Raw genomic sequence first — 19,973 nt, 5'->3', positions numbered from 1 at the left:
TTCCCGTTACTTTGCAGGCGAAACAATACAGCTTATGAACAAACATAAATTTGTTGCCTTGGCTTTAACGCTATTGGCAACCGGAAATATCCTTGCAGAAAAGGTTGATACACTCAAAGTAGTGGATGTAGAAGAAATTCTCGTCATCGCGGCTCCTAAAGAGAACCGGAAATTGCGCGAGCAGCCTACCGCCGTCACCCTGCTCTCACAACGGGACATGCAGGCGGCTCAGGTAAATTCTATCAAAAGCCTCACAGCGCTTGTGCCCAATATGTTTATCCCCGATTACGGTTCGCGTCTCACTTCCGCTGTTTATATCCGCGGCATCGGTTCACGCATCAACACCCCTTCCGTAGGACTGTATGTGGATAACATCCCTTATATAGACAAATCCGCATTCGACTTCAATTACTCGGACATAGAGCGCATCGATGTACTGAGAGGGCCGCAGGGTACGCTGTACGGCCGCAACGCAATGGGCGGACTGATCAAGATACACACCAAGTCGCCTTTCAGTTATCAGGGAACAGACTTCCGCATAGGTGCAGGCACACACAATGCCTATAACACCTCCCTTACCCACTATCACAGGGTATCGAGCCGTTTCGCATTCTCCACCGGAGGCTTCTATGACTACCAAGGCGGATTTTTCCGCAATGCGGCGAGAAACAATGAAAAGGTAGATAAGGGTCAGGCAGTAGGCGGGCGTTTCCGCGGTATCTATCTGCCTTCGGACAACTGGAAGGTGGACTTGAACGTCAACTATGAATACAGCGATCAGGGAGGATACCCCTATTTCTATATGGGAAGCCTGAATGCGGAAAAACAAAGCGAAGCGTTGAAACCCTATATCGGCAAGATAGCCAACAACGAAAGAAGCAGTTATTACCGCAACCTGCTGAATGCCGGGCTGAATATTGAATATCAGGCACGGAATTTCATTTTGAGCGCCGTCACCGGCTATCAGTTCCTGAAAGACCGCATGTTCATGGATCAGGACTTCACGCCCGCCAGCATCTTCAACATCGAGCAGAAACAAAAGATGAACACACTCAGCGAGGAGATCGTACTGAAATCGAAGCCCGGAAGACGCTGGCAATGGACCACGGGAGCCTTCGGCTTCTACCAATGGATGCATACCGATGGACCGGTAGTGTTCCACAAAGAAGGCATCGGCAGTGTGATAGAGGGTAATGTGAACAATGTCTTCGACGGACTTGCCTCCAGGCCGGGAGCTCCAGCCATGCATCTGGGCATCAATAACGAAAGCCTGCGCATAGGCGGCAGTTTCGACACGCCGACCCTGAGTGGCGCACTCTTTCACCAATCCACCTTCAATGACCTGCTGGTAAGAGGCCTGTCGGCAACCATAGGCTTGCGTCTGGATTACGAGAAGATAAAGATGGACTACAATTCCGCCTCGGATGCCACGGACTTCAACTTCTCCTTAGCCATGAAGATGCCGCCCATGACCCTTGAAAGCAACAACCTGCAAGCAAACGCCGCATACAGGGGAAAGGAATCTACGGACTACGTGCAACTACTGCCTAAATTCGCCCTGCAATACGAATGGAAGAAAGGAAACAATGTATATGTCACCGTGGCCCGCGGCTATCGTTCGGGAGGCTACAACATACAGATGTTCTCCGACCTCGTGACCGGAATGCTGAAGAACTCCATGATGGATGCCATTGCCGCCGATCCCAAATTCAGCAGCATGAGCGCCATGATAGAAAAGATGAAAGACACCGGCCTGCCGGAAGTGAGCGAAGCCACCCGTTACAAGCCCGAATATACATGGAACTACGAAGCCGGCACGCACCTCACATTGTGGAAAGGCCGCCTGCTGGCCGACATCTCAGCCTTTTACATGGATACCCGCAACCAGCAGATAGCCAAATTTGCCGAAAGCGGTTTGGGAAGAATCACCGTAAATGCCGGGAAAAGCCGCAGCTACGGGACAGAAGCAAGCCTGCGCGCGGCGGTGACCGACGCGCTTACCTTGAACGCCGGTTATGGCTACACGCATGCCACTTTCAAGGATTACATCACCAACACTAAAGCAGATGGAGAATTACAGTCAATAAGTTACAACGGCAATTACGTGCCCTTTGTACCCAAGCATACGCTGAACATAGGCGGCCAATACATCTTCCGCATCAAGCCCGGGCATCTGCTGAACCGCATCCTGCTTGATGCCAACTACACCGGTGCAGGACGCATCTACTGGACCGAGGCCAACAATGCTTCTCAAGCCTTCTACGGAACCTTGAACGGATGTGTCAGCTTTCAGAAAGGAAACGGGCAGATTGACTTCTGGGTGCGCAACGCATTGGATAAGGGCTACACCGCCTTCTACTTCGAAAGTATGGGAAACGGAATCATGCAGAAAGGACGCCCCATTCAGGCAGGTGTAGAATTGCGTTGCAGGTTCTGAACCAATCCCGGCAAGCCGGAGAATAAGATAGCATAGAGTGAAAGACTACTGTTGGCAGCACCTTGCCAGCCTGTTGGCAATACATTGATAAGCAATACATTATTCATTGATAGCTCCGCAATGCGGACAGATGCCTTTTGCCTTTATCTTCTGTCCGCACTTGCCGCAGCGATAACGGGAAGACGCCAGTGACGCCTTCAGCTTCTTCAGGAATATCCACAGAAATGCAGCAAAGAACATATATCCCACATAGATATGCGTAGTCAGGATAAAGAAGAAATAACAGAAGATGCAGCAGGAAGCCAACCCCAACAGGTAGAATACCGCCGCAGCGGGAGACAACTGACGGAACAAATCATCGAGCACCGCCAACAGTACGACAACAAACAGCCAAAGGCTCATCAGAAATACGGAGAGGACAAGCGGAACCTTGAAAGGTGACAATGTGGGATTGAAGTAGAAATGCTGCCACGTTTCGGGCACAAACACCTGCATCGACTCATAAACCGTGGCACTGAACGCCATCAGCAAACACAGCAACAACGGATAAACGCTGTCTATATCATTGAAGTAAACCATCCTCAACTGCTTGCGGCGGAATGCGCGGAAAAGCCATACAGCCACAAACAAGGCAAAAACCACGATGAAATAAGAGGCGTGCGTGTCGCTGAACAGATAGATGGACTGCGAAATGCTGTCTGTCGGCACAAAGGCACGCATCATCTCCGATTCCCTCAACCAGCCCTGTATCTCCTGCGAATGTGCCAGTTTTACCCACACGCTATCCACGCTGTCTTTAGGGTGAATGGCAAACTCGGCCACCACCACACGATCTCCCCGACGGAGCATGTTATAGCAATCTTTCACAGGCAGGCAGGCCAGATTCACGGAATCGGCATGCACCTCCAGATTCGTATTCCACGTATAATGCCGTTCATACAGATACGTGAGCGAATCACGTGTCTTCCGGTTCAGGGCTTCATCTTCCAGATCGGGACGGGGATAATGGCACGAAACCAGAGAGAAGAAGACAGAAAACAGAACGAAAAATAAAAGGATGCGCAAGGAGCATAGGGAATGCTTCATTCTCAATTCATCATTCTTCATTTCCATACACTTTCATTTGACAGTTTTTGCAATCAAAGTCTAAGCGGAACCGCTTACCGTCCGTACCTACCAGGAAATAAGGCTCCCGGTAGGGAGAACGGTCTTTCTGATGGACAGGACACCAACCCATGCTGTAACGCAGGCAATGCTTGCAGAACATAAGGACTGCGGCAGGTACAGCCTGCTTTTCATAGGCAGGCGCTACGGTCTGCACCCCATGCTCCAGATAGAAGCTGCGGGCGGCACTGTTCATTACATTCCCCAGATATGTCAGTGAAGGGACGGGGAAAGCATGGCCGGTAGGTTTCCATACAGCCGTTTCGCGACGATAAGCAATGCGACGGGCCGCCACCAGTTTATCAAGAACCTGCCGACGCCAATCCGTCACAACAGAAGCCGGGATAAACCAATTGCCGGATAGATGAATCGCAACTCCGGCAGCGCCTTTCGGCAAAGCCATCAGTTCAAAAGGCGTATTGCCCAGCTTGCTTAACTGAGTCATCAGGTTATCCTGCTGCGGCGTACGCGCCGGCTCCTTAGGATAAGGAAAAGAGAGGGTAACCCGGTTACCATTCTCATCGGATGCAGACAGGACAAAACCGAAAGCCGTTTCCGACAAATCCAGAGAAATACCTATTTTACGTTCGGATGACCGCCGGGCAAGGACACGTTCAAACTCCTGGTCAAAATTGCGGTAAAGGCGGGTGCGTGGTTTGATGCGGGGCATTTCACCCGCCGGATAAAGTTTGTTGCCGTCCACCCGGTTAATACGGAAACCTTGCAGACGTCCCTGTTCATCCAGAAAACAAACACCGTCTCCATTGTGAAAAGGCTTTACTCCGGCCACGGTAAGATAATTGCCCCGTTGCTCCTTCATATTCCCCATTTCCTCTCCCAAAGACTTGGGAGTGTCGAACGAAGCTATATCCTGTTCTCTGCCTTCCAGAAAATAGTGAGTAAAACCACGGCTGAAGCTCTTGTCCAACTGGGGCTTGAAGCCGAAACGGCAAGCACCCGAAGAGGCACGGACATATTCTTTGCGACGCGCAAATACCGCATCCAACTTCTGACGATATGCCGCCGTCACATTCTTCACATAAGACACGTCTTTCAAACGGCCCTCTATCTTCAAGGAAGTCACCCCCGCATCCAACAGTTCTTCCAGAGCCTCGCTCCTGTTCATGTCCTTCAAAGATAGCAAATGCTTCTCATGCACAATCGTCTTGCCGTCAGAGTCTGTCAGGCTGAACGGCAAACGACAGAACTGCGCGCACTCTCCCCGGTTGGCGCTCCTCCCGAAACAAGCCTGACTGGCATAGCACTGACCGCTGTAACTGACGCAGAGTGCCCCGTGTACAAAGACCTCAAGCGGCACGTCGGGACAGACTTCATGAATACGACGTATCTCCCGCAGAGACAGCTCACGCGCCAGCACCACCTGGCGGAAACCGACATCGGACAAGAACCGCACTTTTTCAGGAGTGCGGTTATCCATCTGCGTACTGCCATGCAACGGAATGGGCGGCAAATTCAGACGTGTGATGCCCATGTCCTGAACAATCAGGGCATCCACACCGATGCGATACAATTCCCAAATCATCTTCTCCGTCTCCGCCAGTTCCTCTTCTTTCAGAATTGTATTGACTGTGACATAAATACGGACATTATACAGATGAGCATATTTCACCAAGGCGGCAATGTCTTCCGAAGAATTGACGGCGGCAGCACGCGCGCCGAATTTAGGCGCACCGATATATACGGCGTCGGCTCCATGATTCACGGCTTCAATACCACATTCCAGATTCCTGGCTGGGGCCAGCAGTTCTATTTTTCTTTGTTTCATCACTTCTCTATCACTCTTTATCACCCTGCGTTATCACTTAAACCCAATTACCCGATATCCTCAATATTATAGGGTGTCTCCTGATATACAAAGTAGTTCAGCCAGTTGGAGAACAACAGATTGGCATGCGCACGCCAGCGAACCCGCACCCCCTTGTCCGGATTATCGCCTACATAATAGTTACGGGGCAGTTCAATGGGCAATCCTTTGCCTAAATCACGGCGGTATTCAGTGTCGAGCGTCAATGGAGAATATTCCGAATGTCCGGTCACAAAGAACTCGCGTCCACCGCGGGCCACCACCATATACACTCCGGCATCCTCCGACTCGGAAAGCAACGTAAGCTCCGGAACCTTCAGGATATCTTCTCTCCGGACCTCCGTATGGCGGCTATGAGGAACATAAAACGTATCATCGAATCCACGGAAAATGGGATGCAAGGGAAGCAGAGGACGATGCTCGAAAATACCGAACATCTTCTTGTCAAGAGCATGCTTAGGCACACCATAATGATGGTAAAGCCCCGCCTGCGCCGCCCAACAAATATAAAGGGTAGAAGTGACATGGGTACGCGCCCAGTTGAAAATCTCCGTTATCTCATCCCAATAGGTGACCTCTTCAAAATCCATCTGCTCCACCGGAGCACCGGTAACGATCATACCGTCATATTTCTCGCCACGCATTTTCTCAAAATCCGTATAAAATGTTTTCATGTGTTCTATCGGAGTATTCTTGGAAGTATGGCTCTTTATCTTCATAAAAGAAATCTCTACCTGAAGCGGAGTATTGGATAGCAGACGAACCAAATCCGTTTCTGTCGTAATCTTCAACGGCATGAGGTTCAAAATCACGATACGCAACGGACGGATATCTTGCTGACTTGCACGGGAGGTGTCAATGACAAATATATTCTCTTCTTTCAGCAATTCTATTGCAGGAAGTTTATCAGGCAAATTTAAAGGCATGAGTTTATATCTATGGTTTAACTTATTACTATCTACGATTTTAGTCCGTAAAGTTAGGCAAAAAATCAAAGTATAGTAAATAAATTATAAAAGATTTTACTGATTTATAGTATCTGAATCAATATATAAAACTACATTTACCCGCATTTTTTGACAAACAGTATCTATTTTAACATGCTGTACCTTTGTGAACAACCGGGGAATAACACCCCTAAAAACATATTAATATGAAGAAAAACATGCTTTTAGAGAAAGTGTTCATCGCAACACTCTTTTGCTGTGGCCTATGGAATACAGCTTGTGTAAACCAAATTGAAGGTGACGATGGACCGACAGAAGGGAACACTCCCATAACGTTCTCCATAAAAATAAAAAAAGCTTCAACCAAAACAAGCAACAATTTGTTCGAGACAGGCGATAAGGTAGGTCTGTATGCCATGCTGAACGGAGTGGAAATCGACGGAAAACGATATATCGACAATCTGAGCCTGACTTGTGGAGAAAACAATGCCCTCATCCCGTCCAAAAGTATATTCTATCCGGAAGGAGATGACGCAGCATTGGACTTCATCAGTTACTACCCCTATCGCTCCCAAGGAGCCGCCACCGGTAACTCCACCATCGCTATATCTGTACAAACAGACCAAAGCAGCAGTGAGGGGTATTCACAAAGTGACTTCCTCACGGCCAAAGCAAAAAAAGTAGCAAGCAGCGACAAGGCGGTAGAACTGACATACAGCCACAAGCTTTCCAAAGTGAGAATCGCTCTCACTCCTAAAAAGGATGAAGACATAAACGCCATGCTGGAGAGTAATCCGGAAATCATAGCCTGCGGATTCTGCACACAAGCCACATACGATCTGACGACAGAAACCTTCAGCAATCACAGCGCGTCAACAGACATCATTTCCGCAGGGAATTGGAAAATAGAAGACGGCAGGCTGACTGGAAAAGAATTCATCATCATACCGCAATCAATCAACGATAAACAGTCATTCCAAATAGAATGGAACGGACAGATATACAGTTGCGCAATACCCGCATTGGAGAAAGTAGATGGCAATGTGCAATATGAGATAGACATAGCTACCATAAAAGCCGGAAGCAACACCTTGAACGGCATTATCGGATCGATCAATGAATGGCCTGCAGAAACATATACAGAAAATACGGACAATAGCCAAGATTACACAGCCGTACACATATCTGTCCTCTCCTTCTCCGCATCAAATGTATATCGGATCTATTCGGCGGGAACGCCTATCGCCGAAATCTGCAAAGAATACCTTACTTCGGACCAACTGACCTCCCAAGCCATCATCAGCTATCCGGTAAAAGAAGATGAGACAACCGACTTGAGCAAAGGAACCATCCTGTCGCTACTCGACAGCAAAGAAGCCGTCAATGGTGGAACCATTTGCTGGAACAGCGGTGAAAACACATTCACATATAGTCCCGGCACTTCCAAGGCCATCAATGAAATCTACTTTGACAGAAAAGGGAATGTACTCATGGAGAAGCCGGAAACGCCAATCAATGTCCACGTCCTAAAATACACTATACGAGACATCAGAGAAGGGCTGCAAGAATACCCCGTCATCAAAATAGGCACACAATACTGGATGCGCAAGAACTTATGCGCAATCTTTTACCAGGATGGAAGCCCCATTGAAAAACTGACGGAACTGGGGAAAGACGCCGGCTACTTCAAGCCTGCCGATTATGACATCTACTTTTACAATGGGGAAGCGGTAAAAGAAAAAGAACTAAGTCCTGAAGGATGGAAAATCCCTTCGGAAAATGACTGGGATAAACTGGCAACTTACATCAAGGGAAACGCATCTTTGCTGAAAGCAGGAGAGTGGAAATTTGCCGGAACAGACGACGGTACAGGGGTAGTGACGCCTGCTACGAATACGGCCATGTTCAGTGTGTATCCATCAGGAATGTGGTTTGGAGACCATCACGCCAACGCGTATAAAATGACAGGATTCTGGAGTTGGGACTATACCGGCAATACGATACCCGAAAAAACAGTTTTCTTTATGGGACAGAGCAATGAAATCCTCAAAGACCAGACCTCGGCAACTGGCAAAGACTATTATAAAGCTCTTTCTATCCGCTGTATAAAAGAATAATAGCACCTGCTTCAACATATCTCATTTCTTTTTCGTATTTTTGTTCCCAATGTGCAAGATTTTTGCCAATTAGACAAAGATAACGAAAAAGAAATGAGAGTAATCGACCTGATACACAGTAACGAAAAAACAGCTTTTTCTTTTGAAATATTGCCGCCACTGAAAGGTACGGGAATCGAAAAGCTGTATCAAACCATAGATACATTACGGGAATTCGATCCCAAATACATCAATATTACCACACACCGTAGCGAATATGTATATAAAGACCTTGGAAACGGGCTGTTCCAACGCAACCGGTTGCGCCGCCGCCCAGGCACAGTGGCCGTAGCCGCCGCCATCCAGAACAAATATAATATCACCATGGTCCCGCATATACTTTGCAGCGGGTTCACCCGTGAAGATACAGAGTATGTATTGCTTGACCTGCAATTCTTAGGAATTACCGACCTCCTTGTTTTGCGGGGTGACAAAGCTAAACATGAGTCCGTATTCACTCCCGAAGGAAACGGCTACCATCATGCCATAGAATTACAGGATCAGATCAACAATTTCAATAAAGGAATTTTCGTGGACGGCTCCGAAATGAAAGTAACCAACACCCCGTTCTCCTATGGCGTGGCCTGCTATCCTGAAAAACATGAAGAAGCCCCCAATATAAATACAGATATCTATTGGTTGAAGAAGAAGGTGGAAGCAGGGGCCGAATATGCCGTCACCCAACTTTTCTACGACAACCGTAAGTACTTTGACTTTGTGGAACGTGCCCGTAAGGAAGGAATTACCATTCCCATTATTCCAGGCATCAAGCCATTCAAGAAGCTATCTCAGCTCAGCATGATACCCAAAACTTTTAAGGTCGATCTTCCGGAAGAACTGACCAAAGAAGCTTTGAAATGTAAAAACGACGAGGAGGCACAACAATTAGGCATCGAATGGTGCATACAGCAATGTAAAGAGCTTATGGCACACGGCATTCCAAGCCTGCACTTCTATGCTGTGGGAGCTACAAACAGCATTAAAGAAGTGGCCCGACAAATTTATTAAATTGTTAAACCAAAGAAGATGCTTTTTGTGCATTAACCACTAAATAACAAATTGTTTTGTTCAGTTTTAAGAATATCATAGGACAAGAAGCAGCCAAACAAAGGCTGATACAAGAAGTGCAAGAAGGACGTATCCCACATGCACAACTTTTCTGCGGTCCCACCGGAGTAGGAAAACTTCCACTTGCGCTGGCTTACGCCCGTTATATCTGTTGCCCCCACCATACGGAAACAGACGCTTGCGGCACTTGCCCCTCTTGTGTAAAATGGAACAAACTTGTACACCCGGACGTGCATTTCGTTTTCCCCATCGTGAACAAGGCCAAAAGTCCGAAGATATCTGTCTGCAGCGACTTTCTGCCTCAATGGAGACAGCAATTGATGACTTCGTCCTACTTCTACCTCAACCACTGGCTGGAAGATATGGATGCCGAAAACAAACAAGCTCAGATCTTTGCTCAGGAAAGTGATGAAATTATCCGGAAACTGAGCCTGAAATCCAGCGAAGGCGGTTATAAAGTGACTATCGTATGGCAACCGGAGAAAATGAACCAGGTATGCGCCAACAAACTGTTGAAGCTATTGGAAGAACCTCCCGAAAAAACCGTATTCCTGCTGGTTTCGGAAGCACCGGAAATGATATTGCCTACCATCCTCAGCCGTACACAACGCTTCAATATTCCCAAAATAGAAGAATCCGCCATAGCAGAGGCCTTGCAACAGAAGTTCGGAGTGCAATCCCAAGACAGCAAATCTATTGCCCACCTTGCCAACGGAAATTTCATCAAGGCACTGGAAACCATCCATCTGAATGAAGAAAATGAACTCTTCTTCAATCTTTTTGTCAGCCTGATGCGCCTTTCTTACCAACGCAAGATACGGGAAATGAAACAATGGAGCGAACAAGTAGCCGGTCTTGGACGCGAACGGCAAAAAAACTACCTTGAATATTGCCAACGCATGATACGGGAAAACTTCATATACAACCTGCATTGCAAAGAGATGAACTACATGACCATGCCGGAACAAAACTTCGCCACCCGATTCGCCCCTTTTATCAACGAAAGAAATGTCATGAACATTATGGATGAATTGAGCGAAGCGCAAATACACATCGGGCAGAACGTTAATGCCCGCATGGTATTCTTTGATTTTTCACTGAAAATGATTGTATTATTAAAACAATAGATAAGAATGGAATTTAAACTACATAACGGAAGCGGAGGCCTTTGCTGCAAAAGTTGCGGCAGGCAAAACAAGCAACTGAATACTTATGACTGGCTTGCCGACATCCCCGGCAACACCGAAGAGAGTGATATGGTGGAAGTCCAGTTCAAAAACACCCGCAAAGGCTATTATCGCAATAGCAACAAAATACCTCTTGAAAACGGAGATATTGTCGCTGTAGAAGCTACTCCCGGACATGACATCGGCGTGGTGACCTTGACAGGACGCCTTGTACCATTGCAAATGCGAAAAGCCAATATCAAGCCGGAAGCTGACATCAAGCGCATCTACCGTAAAGCAAAGCCGGTAGATATGGATAAATACAATGAAGCAAAGGGGCGCGAGCATTCTACCATGATACGCGCACGCCAAATAGCCCTGAATCTCAATCTCAACATGAAAATCGGAGACGTAGAGTATCAGGGAGACGGCAATAAAGCTATCTTCTATTACATTGCCGATGAACGTGTAGATTTCCGTCAGCTCATCAAGGTACTGGCGGACGCTTTCCATGTACGCATTGAGATGAAGCAAATCGGCGCTCGCCAGGAAGCCGGCCGAATCGGTGGAATCGGTCCTTGCGGACGCGAATTATGCTGTGCCACCTGGATGACTTCTTTTGTATCGGTATCCACCAGTGCCGCCCGTTATCAGGACATTTCACTGAATCCCCAAAAACTGGCCGGCCAATGCGCCAAACTGAAATGTTGCCTCAACTACGAGGTAGATTGCTATGTAGAAGCTCAAAAACGCTTGCCTTCCAGAGAAATCGGACTGGAAACTAAAGATGGTACTTTCTTCTTCTTCAAAGCAGATATACTGAGCAACCAGATTACCTATTCATCCGACAAAAACATTCCGGCAAACCTTGTCACTATCAGCGGGAAACGTGCATTTGAAATTATCGGGCTGAACAGACGAGGCATCAAACCGGACAATCTCATGGAAGAGACCCACCGTTCCGAACCTAAGAAACCCGTGGATTTATTGGAACAAGAGAGCCTCACCCGTTTTGACCGTGGCCGCAAAAGCAGAAATAACGGTGAAAGCAACGGTGAAAACGGCAATGGAAACCGGAATAGAAAAAGGAAGAAAAGCAACAATAACCGCATACAGGGTAATGGCCCCACTCCTCAACCTCAAGACCAGAAACAAGGTGAACAAGCTACCCAAGAAGAAGCAAAACGAAGCCAGCAATCCAGACAGGGGGAGCAGCCAAGACCGAAAGACCAGCAAAAGCAAGGCGGTGGAGACAGGCCTCAACGGACCAGCAACCGCAAGCCCCGTAATAGCAAACCCAGACCTCAAGGAGAAAAGTCCTCAAACAATGACAAGCCTTCTCAAGAATAAGAGATTCTACCTGAAAAGTATTATTCTGCTGTTTGTAGCCGGCGTATTAAGTGCCTGCAACAAACAGCAGATATACCATACTTTCCAATCTCTCCCCACTGCAGGGTGGCAACGGAAAGATACGCTCCGCTTCAATGTAGAAGTTACAGACTCTTTGACTTACTATAAATTATCCGTGGAAATCCGTAACCGGAATAGCTATCCCTATCAAAACATCAATTTATCCGTTTGCTATGACAATCCCGACAAACATACCTCTCCGGCCGACTCATTACAATTCACCCTGGCCAACGAAGAGGGAGTGTGGAAAGGCGACGGTTGGGGCGGCTTATATCAGACCTCCTTTCCAGCCGGAAATATCCGAATCGGGAAAGCCGGCATCTATCGCTTCAAAATAGCCTACACTTTACCCGATGAAAAACTGAAGGGAATCAACGATATAGGAATCAAGTTGGAAAAGCCCTGATCCCTGTACCGGTAAGTCAAAGCCTCCTGTTTCTGCCTGCATCAATCCGCAGGAAAATAAACAGCAAAATGGTGAAGCCCCAAAGGGAAGAACCACCATAACTGAAAAAGGGCAAAGGAATACCAATTACAGGCGTCAATCCCAGCACCATGCCAACATTGATAAACAAATGGAACAAGAAAATACTTAGCACCGAATAACCATACACCCTGCCAAACGCAGAAGGTTGCCGTTCCGCAACTGCTATTAGCCTCAATATCAGAATGAGGAATAAAAGCAATACTGCGGCAGAGCCGATAAAGCCCTCTTCCTCACCTACGGTACAAAAAATAAAGTCCGTGTCTTGTTCGGGAACATATTTCAATTTAGTCTGTGTACCGTTCAGGAAGCCCTTACCCGTCAATCCACCGGAGCCAATGGCAATCTTAGACTGATTCACATTGTAACCGGCGCCCGCCAAATCTTCCTCCATGCCCAATACAACCTTGATACGTATCTGCTGATGCGGCTCCAGCACCTTATTAAAAAAATAATCACTGGAATAGAGAAAGCCGATGGAACCTAAGGCAAATAGTCCTATCAGGAAATAACTTAAATGGCGCTCGCTCAGGGAAAGGAAAATAAGATAGCCGATAACAACCGCACAAAGCCCCCACTGCACCCATACCAAATTAAAGTGAGCCACATGTTCCGAAATCAGATAGGCTATGAACAATATGCCCAATGAGCCAAATAGTATATTACGCACAGGCCCCCATCTCTTCTTATATACCCAAACCATGCCTGCGGCGAAAATTAAGACCATTAACAACACCGCAAATTCTCCGATAGGCGTAGGCGTATCGGCAATCATCACCGTATCAAAACGGATTCCCACAACAAAATATACAATTGCACAAAGGCCGGAAAACAGGACGACTCCAGGCATCCCTTCTCGATAAAGCATCAGGAAAAAAGCGGAATATACCAGCGCGGAACCCGTCTCCCGTTGCAGGATAATCAGCACCATAGGGAAAAGGATCAGAAAGGCCAGCATCAGCGCATGCTTCCAGTTCTTCATCGTAAATGAATAAGCACTCATATATTTGGCAAGCGCCAATGCCGTGGCAAACTTGGCAAATTCAGCCGGCTGCAAACTGACAGGGCCCAGAATCAGCCATGAACGAGAGCCTTTCGTATCGGGCGCAATAAATATCGTGACCACCAACAATAGCATCAGCCCTATATATATAAGGTAGGAAAACATATCGTAAAGAGTATCATCAAGCATCAACAAGACAAACCCCAATCCGAAAGAACATATAATCCAAACGAATTGCTTTCCGGCACGAGTAGAGAAATCCAGAAAATCACGGTCACCATAGTCATAACTTGCCCCGCAAATACTAAACCAGCCAAATACAATCAGTATCAGGTAAACAACAATCGTCATCCAATCCAACGATTTCCATATACTATCTCTCCTTGTCACCAACTCATCCTACAATTTAACAGTTTACAATTCATTATCTTTCCTCATCACCATAGAGTATCACTCTATTACTGAATTCTTCTGCCAGTGCCTCATTCTCAGGAGACAATTTTCCATGCAAATACTGGTCCATCATCATAGCACCGATAGGAACTCCATAGACAGCTCCGAATCCACCGTTTTCCACATACACTGCAATAGCTATCTTAGGCTTGTCCATCGGCGCAAACCCCATGAAGACAGAATGGTCTTTTCCCCTATTTTGTGCCGTTCCCGTTTTACCACACGCCTCTACACCGGGAAGAATAGTACCGACCATGCGACAGGTGGCGCTACCCGTACTTCCGGTAACGGCAGCACGCATTCCTTTCACCACCTCATCATAATATTCACGCTTTATAGTGGGATAATGCGGAAAGCGATAAAGGCTGTCCAACCGATTATCCTGTATTTCCTTCACAATATGAGGAGTCGTAAAATGTCCCCTATTGGCGATAGTTGCGCAAAGGTTGGCTATCTGCAAAGGTGTGGAAAGGATTTCTCCCTGTCCGATGGCAATACTGATGACTGTCAGTCCGTTCCATGAACCGCGATATGCCTTGTCATAAAACTTCGCATTCGGGATCAATCCCCGTTGCTCACCGGGCAGATCAGTACCCAATTTATAACCAAAGCCTTGCGAAACCATGTGATCTTTCCACACTGTGATGGCATTTTGCGGTGATCCATATTTCTTGTCACCAAACATACGGAACAATCCCCAGCAGAAATAAGAATTACATGAAGTGGCAATAGCAGGAACCAAAGGCAACGGCGAGGCATGTCCGTGGCATCCCACATGGAGATTTCCATAACTGAAGCCATGAGAACAAGGAAAAACCGGGTAATCTTCATGGATAATGCCTTCCTGCAGAAACGTCAATGCCTGTGCAGTCTTGAATGTAGATCCCGGCGGATAAGCCCCCATTATGGCACGGTTGAGTAAAGGTTTCCGCTTGTCCATCTGTAATGCCCGGTGATTCTTGCCACGCTGACGTCCGATCATCAAGTGGGGATCAAATGAGGGTGAAGACACCATGCACAATATCTCACCGGTAGCAGGCTCAATTGCCACGATAGAACCGATCTTATGTTGCAGCAACCGTTCTCCCAGCATCTGCAAGTCAATGTCAAGACCTAAAGTAAGATTTTTCCCCGGAATAGCCGGCCGGTCCAGCTTTCCATCCATATAGTGACCTTGAATACGTCCGTGAGCATCACGGAGCAGAATTTCAACACCTTTCTCACCACGGAGATATTTCTCATAAGATTTTTCAATTCCCTGCTTTCCGATATAATCGCCACGGATATAGTAATCATCATTTTCAATATCCTTCATGGAGACTTCTCCGATATCACCCAATGCGTGACCGGCAGAATTGTAAGTATATTGGCGGATGGTACGGCGCTGGATATAAAAGCCGGGAAACTTGAACAGTTTTTCCTGAAACACTCCGCATTCCTCAGCAGATAATTGAGTCATAAATACCTGATGCGTATATTTGGAGTAACCCGGATTCATCCAACGGTTCTTTACATCCTTCATCCTCTTCCTGAACTGTTCCAAAGTAATATTCAGCGTACGGCACAGATCAAGCGTATCCAGTTGTGTCACCTCACGCGGCACAAAAGTAATATCATAAGCAGGTTGGTTGAACACCAGCAATTTGCCGTTCCGGTCATAAATTGCTCCCCGGGAGGGGTATTGTATTTTGTTCAGAAAAGCATTACTGTCCGCATTCTTCTTGTAATCATCTGTCATGATCTGCAAGTCGAACAGGCGCAATATGTAGATAAAGACAATGACGGCGGCCGTCATGCCTATCACATATTTCCGCTTTTCCAGTATATAATCTTTTGCCATGCAAATTAATCACTTAGCACTAAATCATTTTTTTCTTATTCCTTCTACAGCCATAATACACGTCACAGTCAGCAAAGTGCTTGCCACAATCCTCAACAACAATACGCCGATATGAGCAAAAGAGAAGAATTCGATGGCAAGCAGTATTCCATGATGTACAAAGACACTGACAATCAAATATTTCAGAAAAGGAAATATACCCATCGCACGAATTGAAGGAACCAAGGAATCCAACGTGTCACGGGGAACAAACAAACGGAGGAAAACAGGACGCAGAAAAGCCAGTAAAACTATGGCAGACGCATTCATGCCCGGAGTGTCCGAAAAGACATCGACAGCCAACCCCATGAAAAAAGCCCATAGCATCAAGGTATTCCGAGACACATCCGACTCAAATTTCAATATCAGATAGATATACAGAAATGGGGTCGCATATCCTGCGATATGCACATTATTCAATATCAGCACCTGCAAAAACAGCAAACCGACAAACCACCCTATTTTATGCAAATAATTGAAAACCATTATTTTTCTTCTTCCCTTGCTTCCAATGTTTTTTGTTCTTCCCGCCCGTTCCGCGAAATGACACGCACACTGCTCACTTTTCCGAAATCCGTAGCCAGCTTAATCTTCAACAGATACGAAAGTCCGTCGTGCGAATCGGACATATCATCCACAGTGCCCACCATCACTCCTTCGGGAAATACCGCAGAATAACCGCTGGTAACCACCGTATCGCCCAGATTGAATTCGGCATGACGAGGCAAATCCTTCAAATAAGCAAAACGGGAATCCCCGCCTTCCCACTTCAGATAGCCAAAGTAGGCACTACCCACAATCTTGCAACTGATGCTGGACTTGCTGTTCAACAAAGGGATTACCAACGAGTAATGCGGAGAGGTTTTATACACGATACCCACTACGCCGTTAGCATCCACCACTCCCATTTCCTGACGAATCCCGTCTGCCGTGCCACGGTCAAGAGTTACGTAATTATCTGCCCGCGTCAGGCTGTTCTTCACAACATTCGCTTTAAAGATACAGTACTCCTCCGGAGCAAGTCTTTCCAAACTATACAATCTGGCAGAATCCATCCCCTTTTCCTTCAAGGTCTTCTCCAGAAAAGCCACCTTTTGTTCCAGTAACATATTGCGGTCAAGCAAATCCTCATTGACCGCCTTCAAATGAAAATATGAGCTGATGCCTCCCGAAACTTCATAAACCTTCCCCGCTATTCCGTTGGCAGATGTAAAATAAACACTCTGCTGGTAATGATTGAAACGGAATAATAAAACAAAACTGGTAACCTCTAACAACAGAAAGAGGAACCAGTAATTGTATTTAATAAGGAAGTTCAGTAAATTTCGCATATACCCGTCAACGCATCAAGAATGAGAAGCGGTCAACATTCTTCAATGCAACGCCTGTACCTTTGGCTACTGCGTGCAAGGGGTCTTCCGCTATGTGGAACGGTATATTTATCTTATCTGTCAGACGTTTGTCAAGTCCACGGAGCAAAGCACCTCCACCAGCCAGATAGATGCCGTTGTGTACAATGTCGGCATACAATTCGGGAGGAGTATTTTCCAATGCGCTCAAGATGGCCGTCTCGATTTTGGAAATGGACTTCTCCAGACAGTGCGCCACTTCCTGATAGCATACGGGTACTTCCATAGGTAATGCCGTAATACGGTTCGGACCATGAACGATATAATCTTCGGGAGCATCTTCACCGAGTTCGGTCAGAGCAGCACCTACATTGATTTTAATACGCTCGGCCATACGTTCGCTGACTTTCACATTATGTTGGCGACTCATGTATTCCTGAATATCAGCAGTCAGATCATCACCGGCTATACGGATGGAGTTGTTGGAAACGATACCTCCTAAAGAGATAACGGCAATTTCCGTAGAACCACCGCCTATATCAACAATCATGTTACCTTCCGGAGCTTCCACGTCAATACCGATGCCGATAGCGGCAGCCATAGGCTCAAAAATCAAATAGACATCACGTCCACCGGCATGCTCGGCAGAGTCGCGCACAGCACGAAGCTCAACTTCGGTACTGCCCGAAGGAACACCGATTACCATACGGAGTGAAGGAGAAAACAAACGGTTGCGGTTGTTCACCATCTTGATCAGTCCGCGTATCATCTGCTCGCAAGCATAGAAGTCGGCAATCACACCGTCGCGAAGCGGACGGATAGTACGTATGTTTTCGTGGGTCTTTTCGTGCATCAACTTTGCCTTTTCGCCCACAGCGATCATCTTGTCTGTACGACGGTCCAGCGCCACTACCGAAGGCTCATCCACTACAATCTTGCCGTTCGTAGTGATGATGGTATTGGCTGTGCCAAGATCCATCGCTATTTCTTGTGTAAAAGAGAATAATCCCATTGTTATTTAGTGTTTAAAATGACGGAATCCTGTAATAACCATTGCAATACCATGTTCGTTGCAATATTCAAACGAAAGCTCGTCCTTGATGCTTCCACCCGGTTGGATGACAGCCGTCACTCCTTCATTGCCCGCTATTTCCACACAATCAGGGAAAGGGAAGAAGGCGTCGCTTGCCATTACTGCTCCATTCAGGTCGAAACCAAAATTTTTGGCTTTCTCAATGGCTTGCTTCAAAGCATCCACGCGGCTGGTCTGTCCCACACCGCTTGCCAGGAGTTGTTTGCCTTTAGCCAATACGATGGCGTTTGACTTGCTGTTCTTCACGATCTTATTTGCAAAGAGCATATCTTCAATCTCCCCGGCGGCAGGTGTCTTTGCCGTCACAGTCTTCAGATCTCCGGAAGTCTCTACCTTGAGGTCACGGTCTTGTACCAGCACACCGTTCAGCAAAGAACGGAACTGCTTCTTAGGCAGGGCGGCAGGCTTGCGGACAAGAATGATACGGTTTTTCTTCTGTCCGAGAATTTCCAAAGCATCCACGTCATAATCGGGAGCAATGATGACTTCAAAGAATATCTTTGTGATTTCCTCGGCGGCAGCTTTGTCAACTACAGCGTTCGTAATCAGCACACCTCCAAAAGCGGATACCGGATCACCGGCAAGGGCATCATTCCATGCTTCGAGCACAGTGGGACGCGAAGCCAGACCGCAGGCATTGTTGTGCTTCAGGATGGCGAAAGTCGTTTCGCCGAATTCATCGATCAAATCAACGGCGGCATTGATGTCCAGCAGATTATTGTAGGAAATTTCCTTGCCGTGAATCTGGTCGAACATAGCATCGAGATTACCGTAGAAATAGCCTTTCTGGTGCGGGTTCTCACCGTAACGCAACATCTTCTGGTTATTGGCGGACTGGCGGAAAGCAGAGCCTTCCTCACCGTCGAAATAATTGAAGATGGCCGAATCATAATGGGAAGAAACGGCAAAAGCCTCTTTGGCAAACCAGCGGCGTTCTTCGAGGGAAGTAGTGGCGCCATGCTCCATCAGCATGTCCCGGAAAGGCTGATATTGCGCCTGGGATGCGATGATTACCACGTCGTTGAAGTTTTTGGCAGCGGCACGAATCAGAGAGATTCCACCTATATCAATCTTCTCGATGACAGCAGCTTCTTCGGCTCCGCCGGCTACGGTTGCCTCAAACGGATAAAGGTCAACAATCACGAGGTCTATTTCAGGAATTTCATATTTATCAATCTGCTGCATGTCTTGCTCCAGCCCCCGGCGACAGAGAATGCCTCCGAAAACCTTCGGATGCAAGGTCTTTACACGACCGCCCAAAATGGAAGGATATGAAGTGAGATCCTCCACTGCTTTGCAGGGATAACCCAAAGATTCTATAAATTGGCGGGTTCCACCGGTCGAGAGGAACTCCACCCCCTCTTCATGCAGTTTGGTGATGATTTCATCCAAACCTTCCTTATGGTAAACTGATACCAAAGCTGTTTTAATTCTTTTTGTTTCAGACATGGATTTGCGTATTAAAGTATGCGTATATTAGTATTTTGAGATTGCAAAGTTACTAATTTTGTTTATTTGCACATACATTCATATACAATA

General features: G+C 46.9%; 16 protein-coding genes. 6 read left to right on the top strand and 10 right to left on the bottom strand.

The features are described 5' to 3' along the window. The first annotated feature begins 34 nt into the window (after positions 1 to 34). Positions 35 to 2,437, top strand: a complete 2,403-nt coding sequence (locus tag BACHE_RS05850; RefSeq protein ID WP_013546763.1) for a TonB-dependent receptor — start codon at positions 35 to 37, stop codon at positions 2,435 to 2,437. Here BACHE_RS05850 and BACHE_RS17530 read toward each other — a convergent pair. Genes BACHE_RS17530 through metA form a run of 4 tightly spaced genes read right to left on the bottom strand, consistent with a single transcriptional unit; the run spans position 2,404 to position 6,352 of the window. Then, a complete protein-coding gene (locus BACHE_RS17530) occupies positions 2,404 to 2,544 on the bottom strand; it encodes a hypothetical protein (RefSeq protein WP_187289291.1) in 141 nt (46 codons plus the stop codon). The genes BACHE_RS05850 and BACHE_RS17530 overlap by 34 nt on opposite strands. After that, on the bottom strand, positions 2,537 to 3,544 hold the full coding sequence (locus BACHE_RS05845; protein ID WP_013546762.1) for a hypothetical protein: 1,008 nt from the start codon (positions 3,542 to 3,544) through the stop codon (positions 2,537 to 2,539). The genes BACHE_RS17530 and BACHE_RS05845 overlap by 8 nt, the downstream gene beginning before the upstream one ends. Further along, positions 3,534 to 5,390, bottom strand: coding sequence for a peptidase U32 family protein (locus BACHE_RS05840; RefSeq protein WP_041579231.1), 1,857 nt, complete (start codon positions 5,388 to 5,390; stop codon positions 3,534 to 3,536). Before BACHE_RS05840 ends, BACHE_RS05845 begins: the two co-directional genes overlap by 11 nt. A 44-nt stretch (positions 5,391 to 5,434) precedes the next feature. Then, entirely contained in the window at positions 5,435 to 6,352 is a 918-nt protein-coding gene (metA, locus tag BACHE_RS05835; RefSeq protein WP_013546760.1) for a homoserine O-acetyltransferase MetA, read from the bottom strand. Positions 6,353 to 6,579: 227 nt separating this feature from the next. Between metA and BACHE_RS05830 the strand changes: the two genes are divergently transcribed. From BACHE_RS05830 to BACHE_RS05810, 5 genes are all read left to right on the top strand, one after another. Continuing rightward, positions 6,580 to 8,490, top strand: a complete 1,911-nt coding sequence (locus BACHE_RS05830) for a fimbrillin family protein (protein WP_013546759.1) — start codon at positions 6,580 to 6,582, stop codon at positions 8,488 to 8,490. Between the two features lie 93 nt (positions 8,491 to 8,583). Next, the gene (metF, locus tag BACHE_RS05825) at positions 8,584 to 9,537 is read left to right on the top strand and encodes a methylenetetrahydrofolate reductase [NAD(P)H] (RefSeq protein WP_013546758.1); all 954 of its coding nucleotides are present in this window, start codon (positions 8,584 to 8,586) and stop codon (positions 9,535 to 9,537) included. Between the two features lie 56 nt (positions 9,538 to 9,593). Next, positions 9,594 to 10,724, top strand: coding sequence for a DNA polymerase III subunit delta' (gene holB / locus BACHE_RS05820; protein ID WP_013546757.1), 1,131 nt, complete (start codon positions 9,594 to 9,596; stop codon positions 10,722 to 10,724). A gap of 6 nt (positions 10,725 to 10,730) precedes the next feature. Next, positions 10,731 to 12,113 carry a PSP1 domain-containing protein gene (locus BACHE_RS05815; RefSeq protein ID WP_013546756.1) on the top strand — a complete coding sequence of 461 codons (1,383 nt, stop codon included), beginning with the start codon at positions 10,731 to 10,733 and terminating at the stop codon, positions 12,111 to 12,113. Continuing rightward, a complete protein-coding gene (locus BACHE_RS05810) occupies positions 12,091 to 12,579 on the top strand; it encodes a gliding motility lipoprotein GldH (RefSeq protein WP_013546755.1) in 489 nt (162 codons plus the stop codon). The genes BACHE_RS05815 and BACHE_RS05810 overlap by 23 nt, the downstream gene beginning before the upstream one ends. 16 nt (positions 12,580 to 12,595) lie before the next feature. Here the strand turns inward: BACHE_RS05810 and rodA are convergent, their stop codons facing one another. From rodA to purH, 6 genes are read right to left on the bottom strand one after another with little or no spacing between them, the layout of a single operon-like run. Continuing rightward, positions 12,596 to 14,053: a rod shape-determining protein RodA gene (gene rodA, locus BACHE_RS05805; RefSeq protein WP_013546754.1), complete on the bottom strand. Its 1,458-nt coding sequence runs from the start codon at positions 14,051 to 14,053 to the stop codon at positions 12,596 to 12,598. Between the two features lie 31 nt (positions 14,054 to 14,084). Continuing rightward, positions 14,085 to 15,953, bottom strand: coding sequence for a penicillin-binding protein 2 (gene mrdA, locus BACHE_RS05800; RefSeq protein WP_013546753.1), 1,869 nt, complete (start codon positions 15,951 to 15,953; stop codon positions 14,085 to 14,087). Between the two features lie 24 nt (positions 15,954 to 15,977). Further along, positions 15,978 to 16,478: a rod shape-determining protein MreD gene (gene mreD, locus BACHE_RS05795; protein ID WP_013546752.1), complete on the bottom strand. Its 501-nt coding sequence runs from the start codon at positions 16,476 to 16,478 to the stop codon at positions 15,978 to 15,980. Beyond that, positions 16,478 to 17,323 (bottom strand): rod shape-determining protein MreC, encoded by an 846-nt coding sequence (gene mreC, locus BACHE_RS05790; RefSeq protein WP_013546751.1) that lies wholly within the window; start codon positions 17,321 to 17,323, stop codon positions 16,478 to 16,480. The genes mreD and mreC overlap by 1 nt, the downstream gene beginning before the upstream one ends. Positions 17,324 to 17,330: 7 nt before the next feature. Continuing rightward, entirely contained in the window at positions 17,331 to 18,353 is a 1,023-nt protein-coding gene (locus BACHE_RS05785) for a rod shape-determining protein (RefSeq protein WP_005652290.1), read from the bottom strand. Positions 18,354 to 18,359: 6 nt separating this feature from the next. Next, complete coding sequence (purH, locus tag BACHE_RS05780; RefSeq protein WP_013546750.1) at positions 18,360 to 19,883, bottom strand: bifunctional phosphoribosylaminoimidazolecarboxamide formyltransferase/IMP cyclohydrolase; 1,524 nt, start codon at positions 19,881 to 19,883, stop codon at positions 18,360 to 18,362. Between the last annotated feature and the right edge of the window lie 90 nt (positions 19,884 to 19,973).

The organism is Bacteroides helcogenes P 36-108, assembly GCF_000186225.1.
GTDB lineage: Bacteria > Bacteroidota > Bacteroidia > Bacteroidales > Bacteroidaceae > Bacteroides > Bacteroides helcogenes.
The sequence above is the reverse complement of the archived record's forward strand: the minus strand, read 5'-3'. Positions and strand labels throughout refer to the sequence as shown.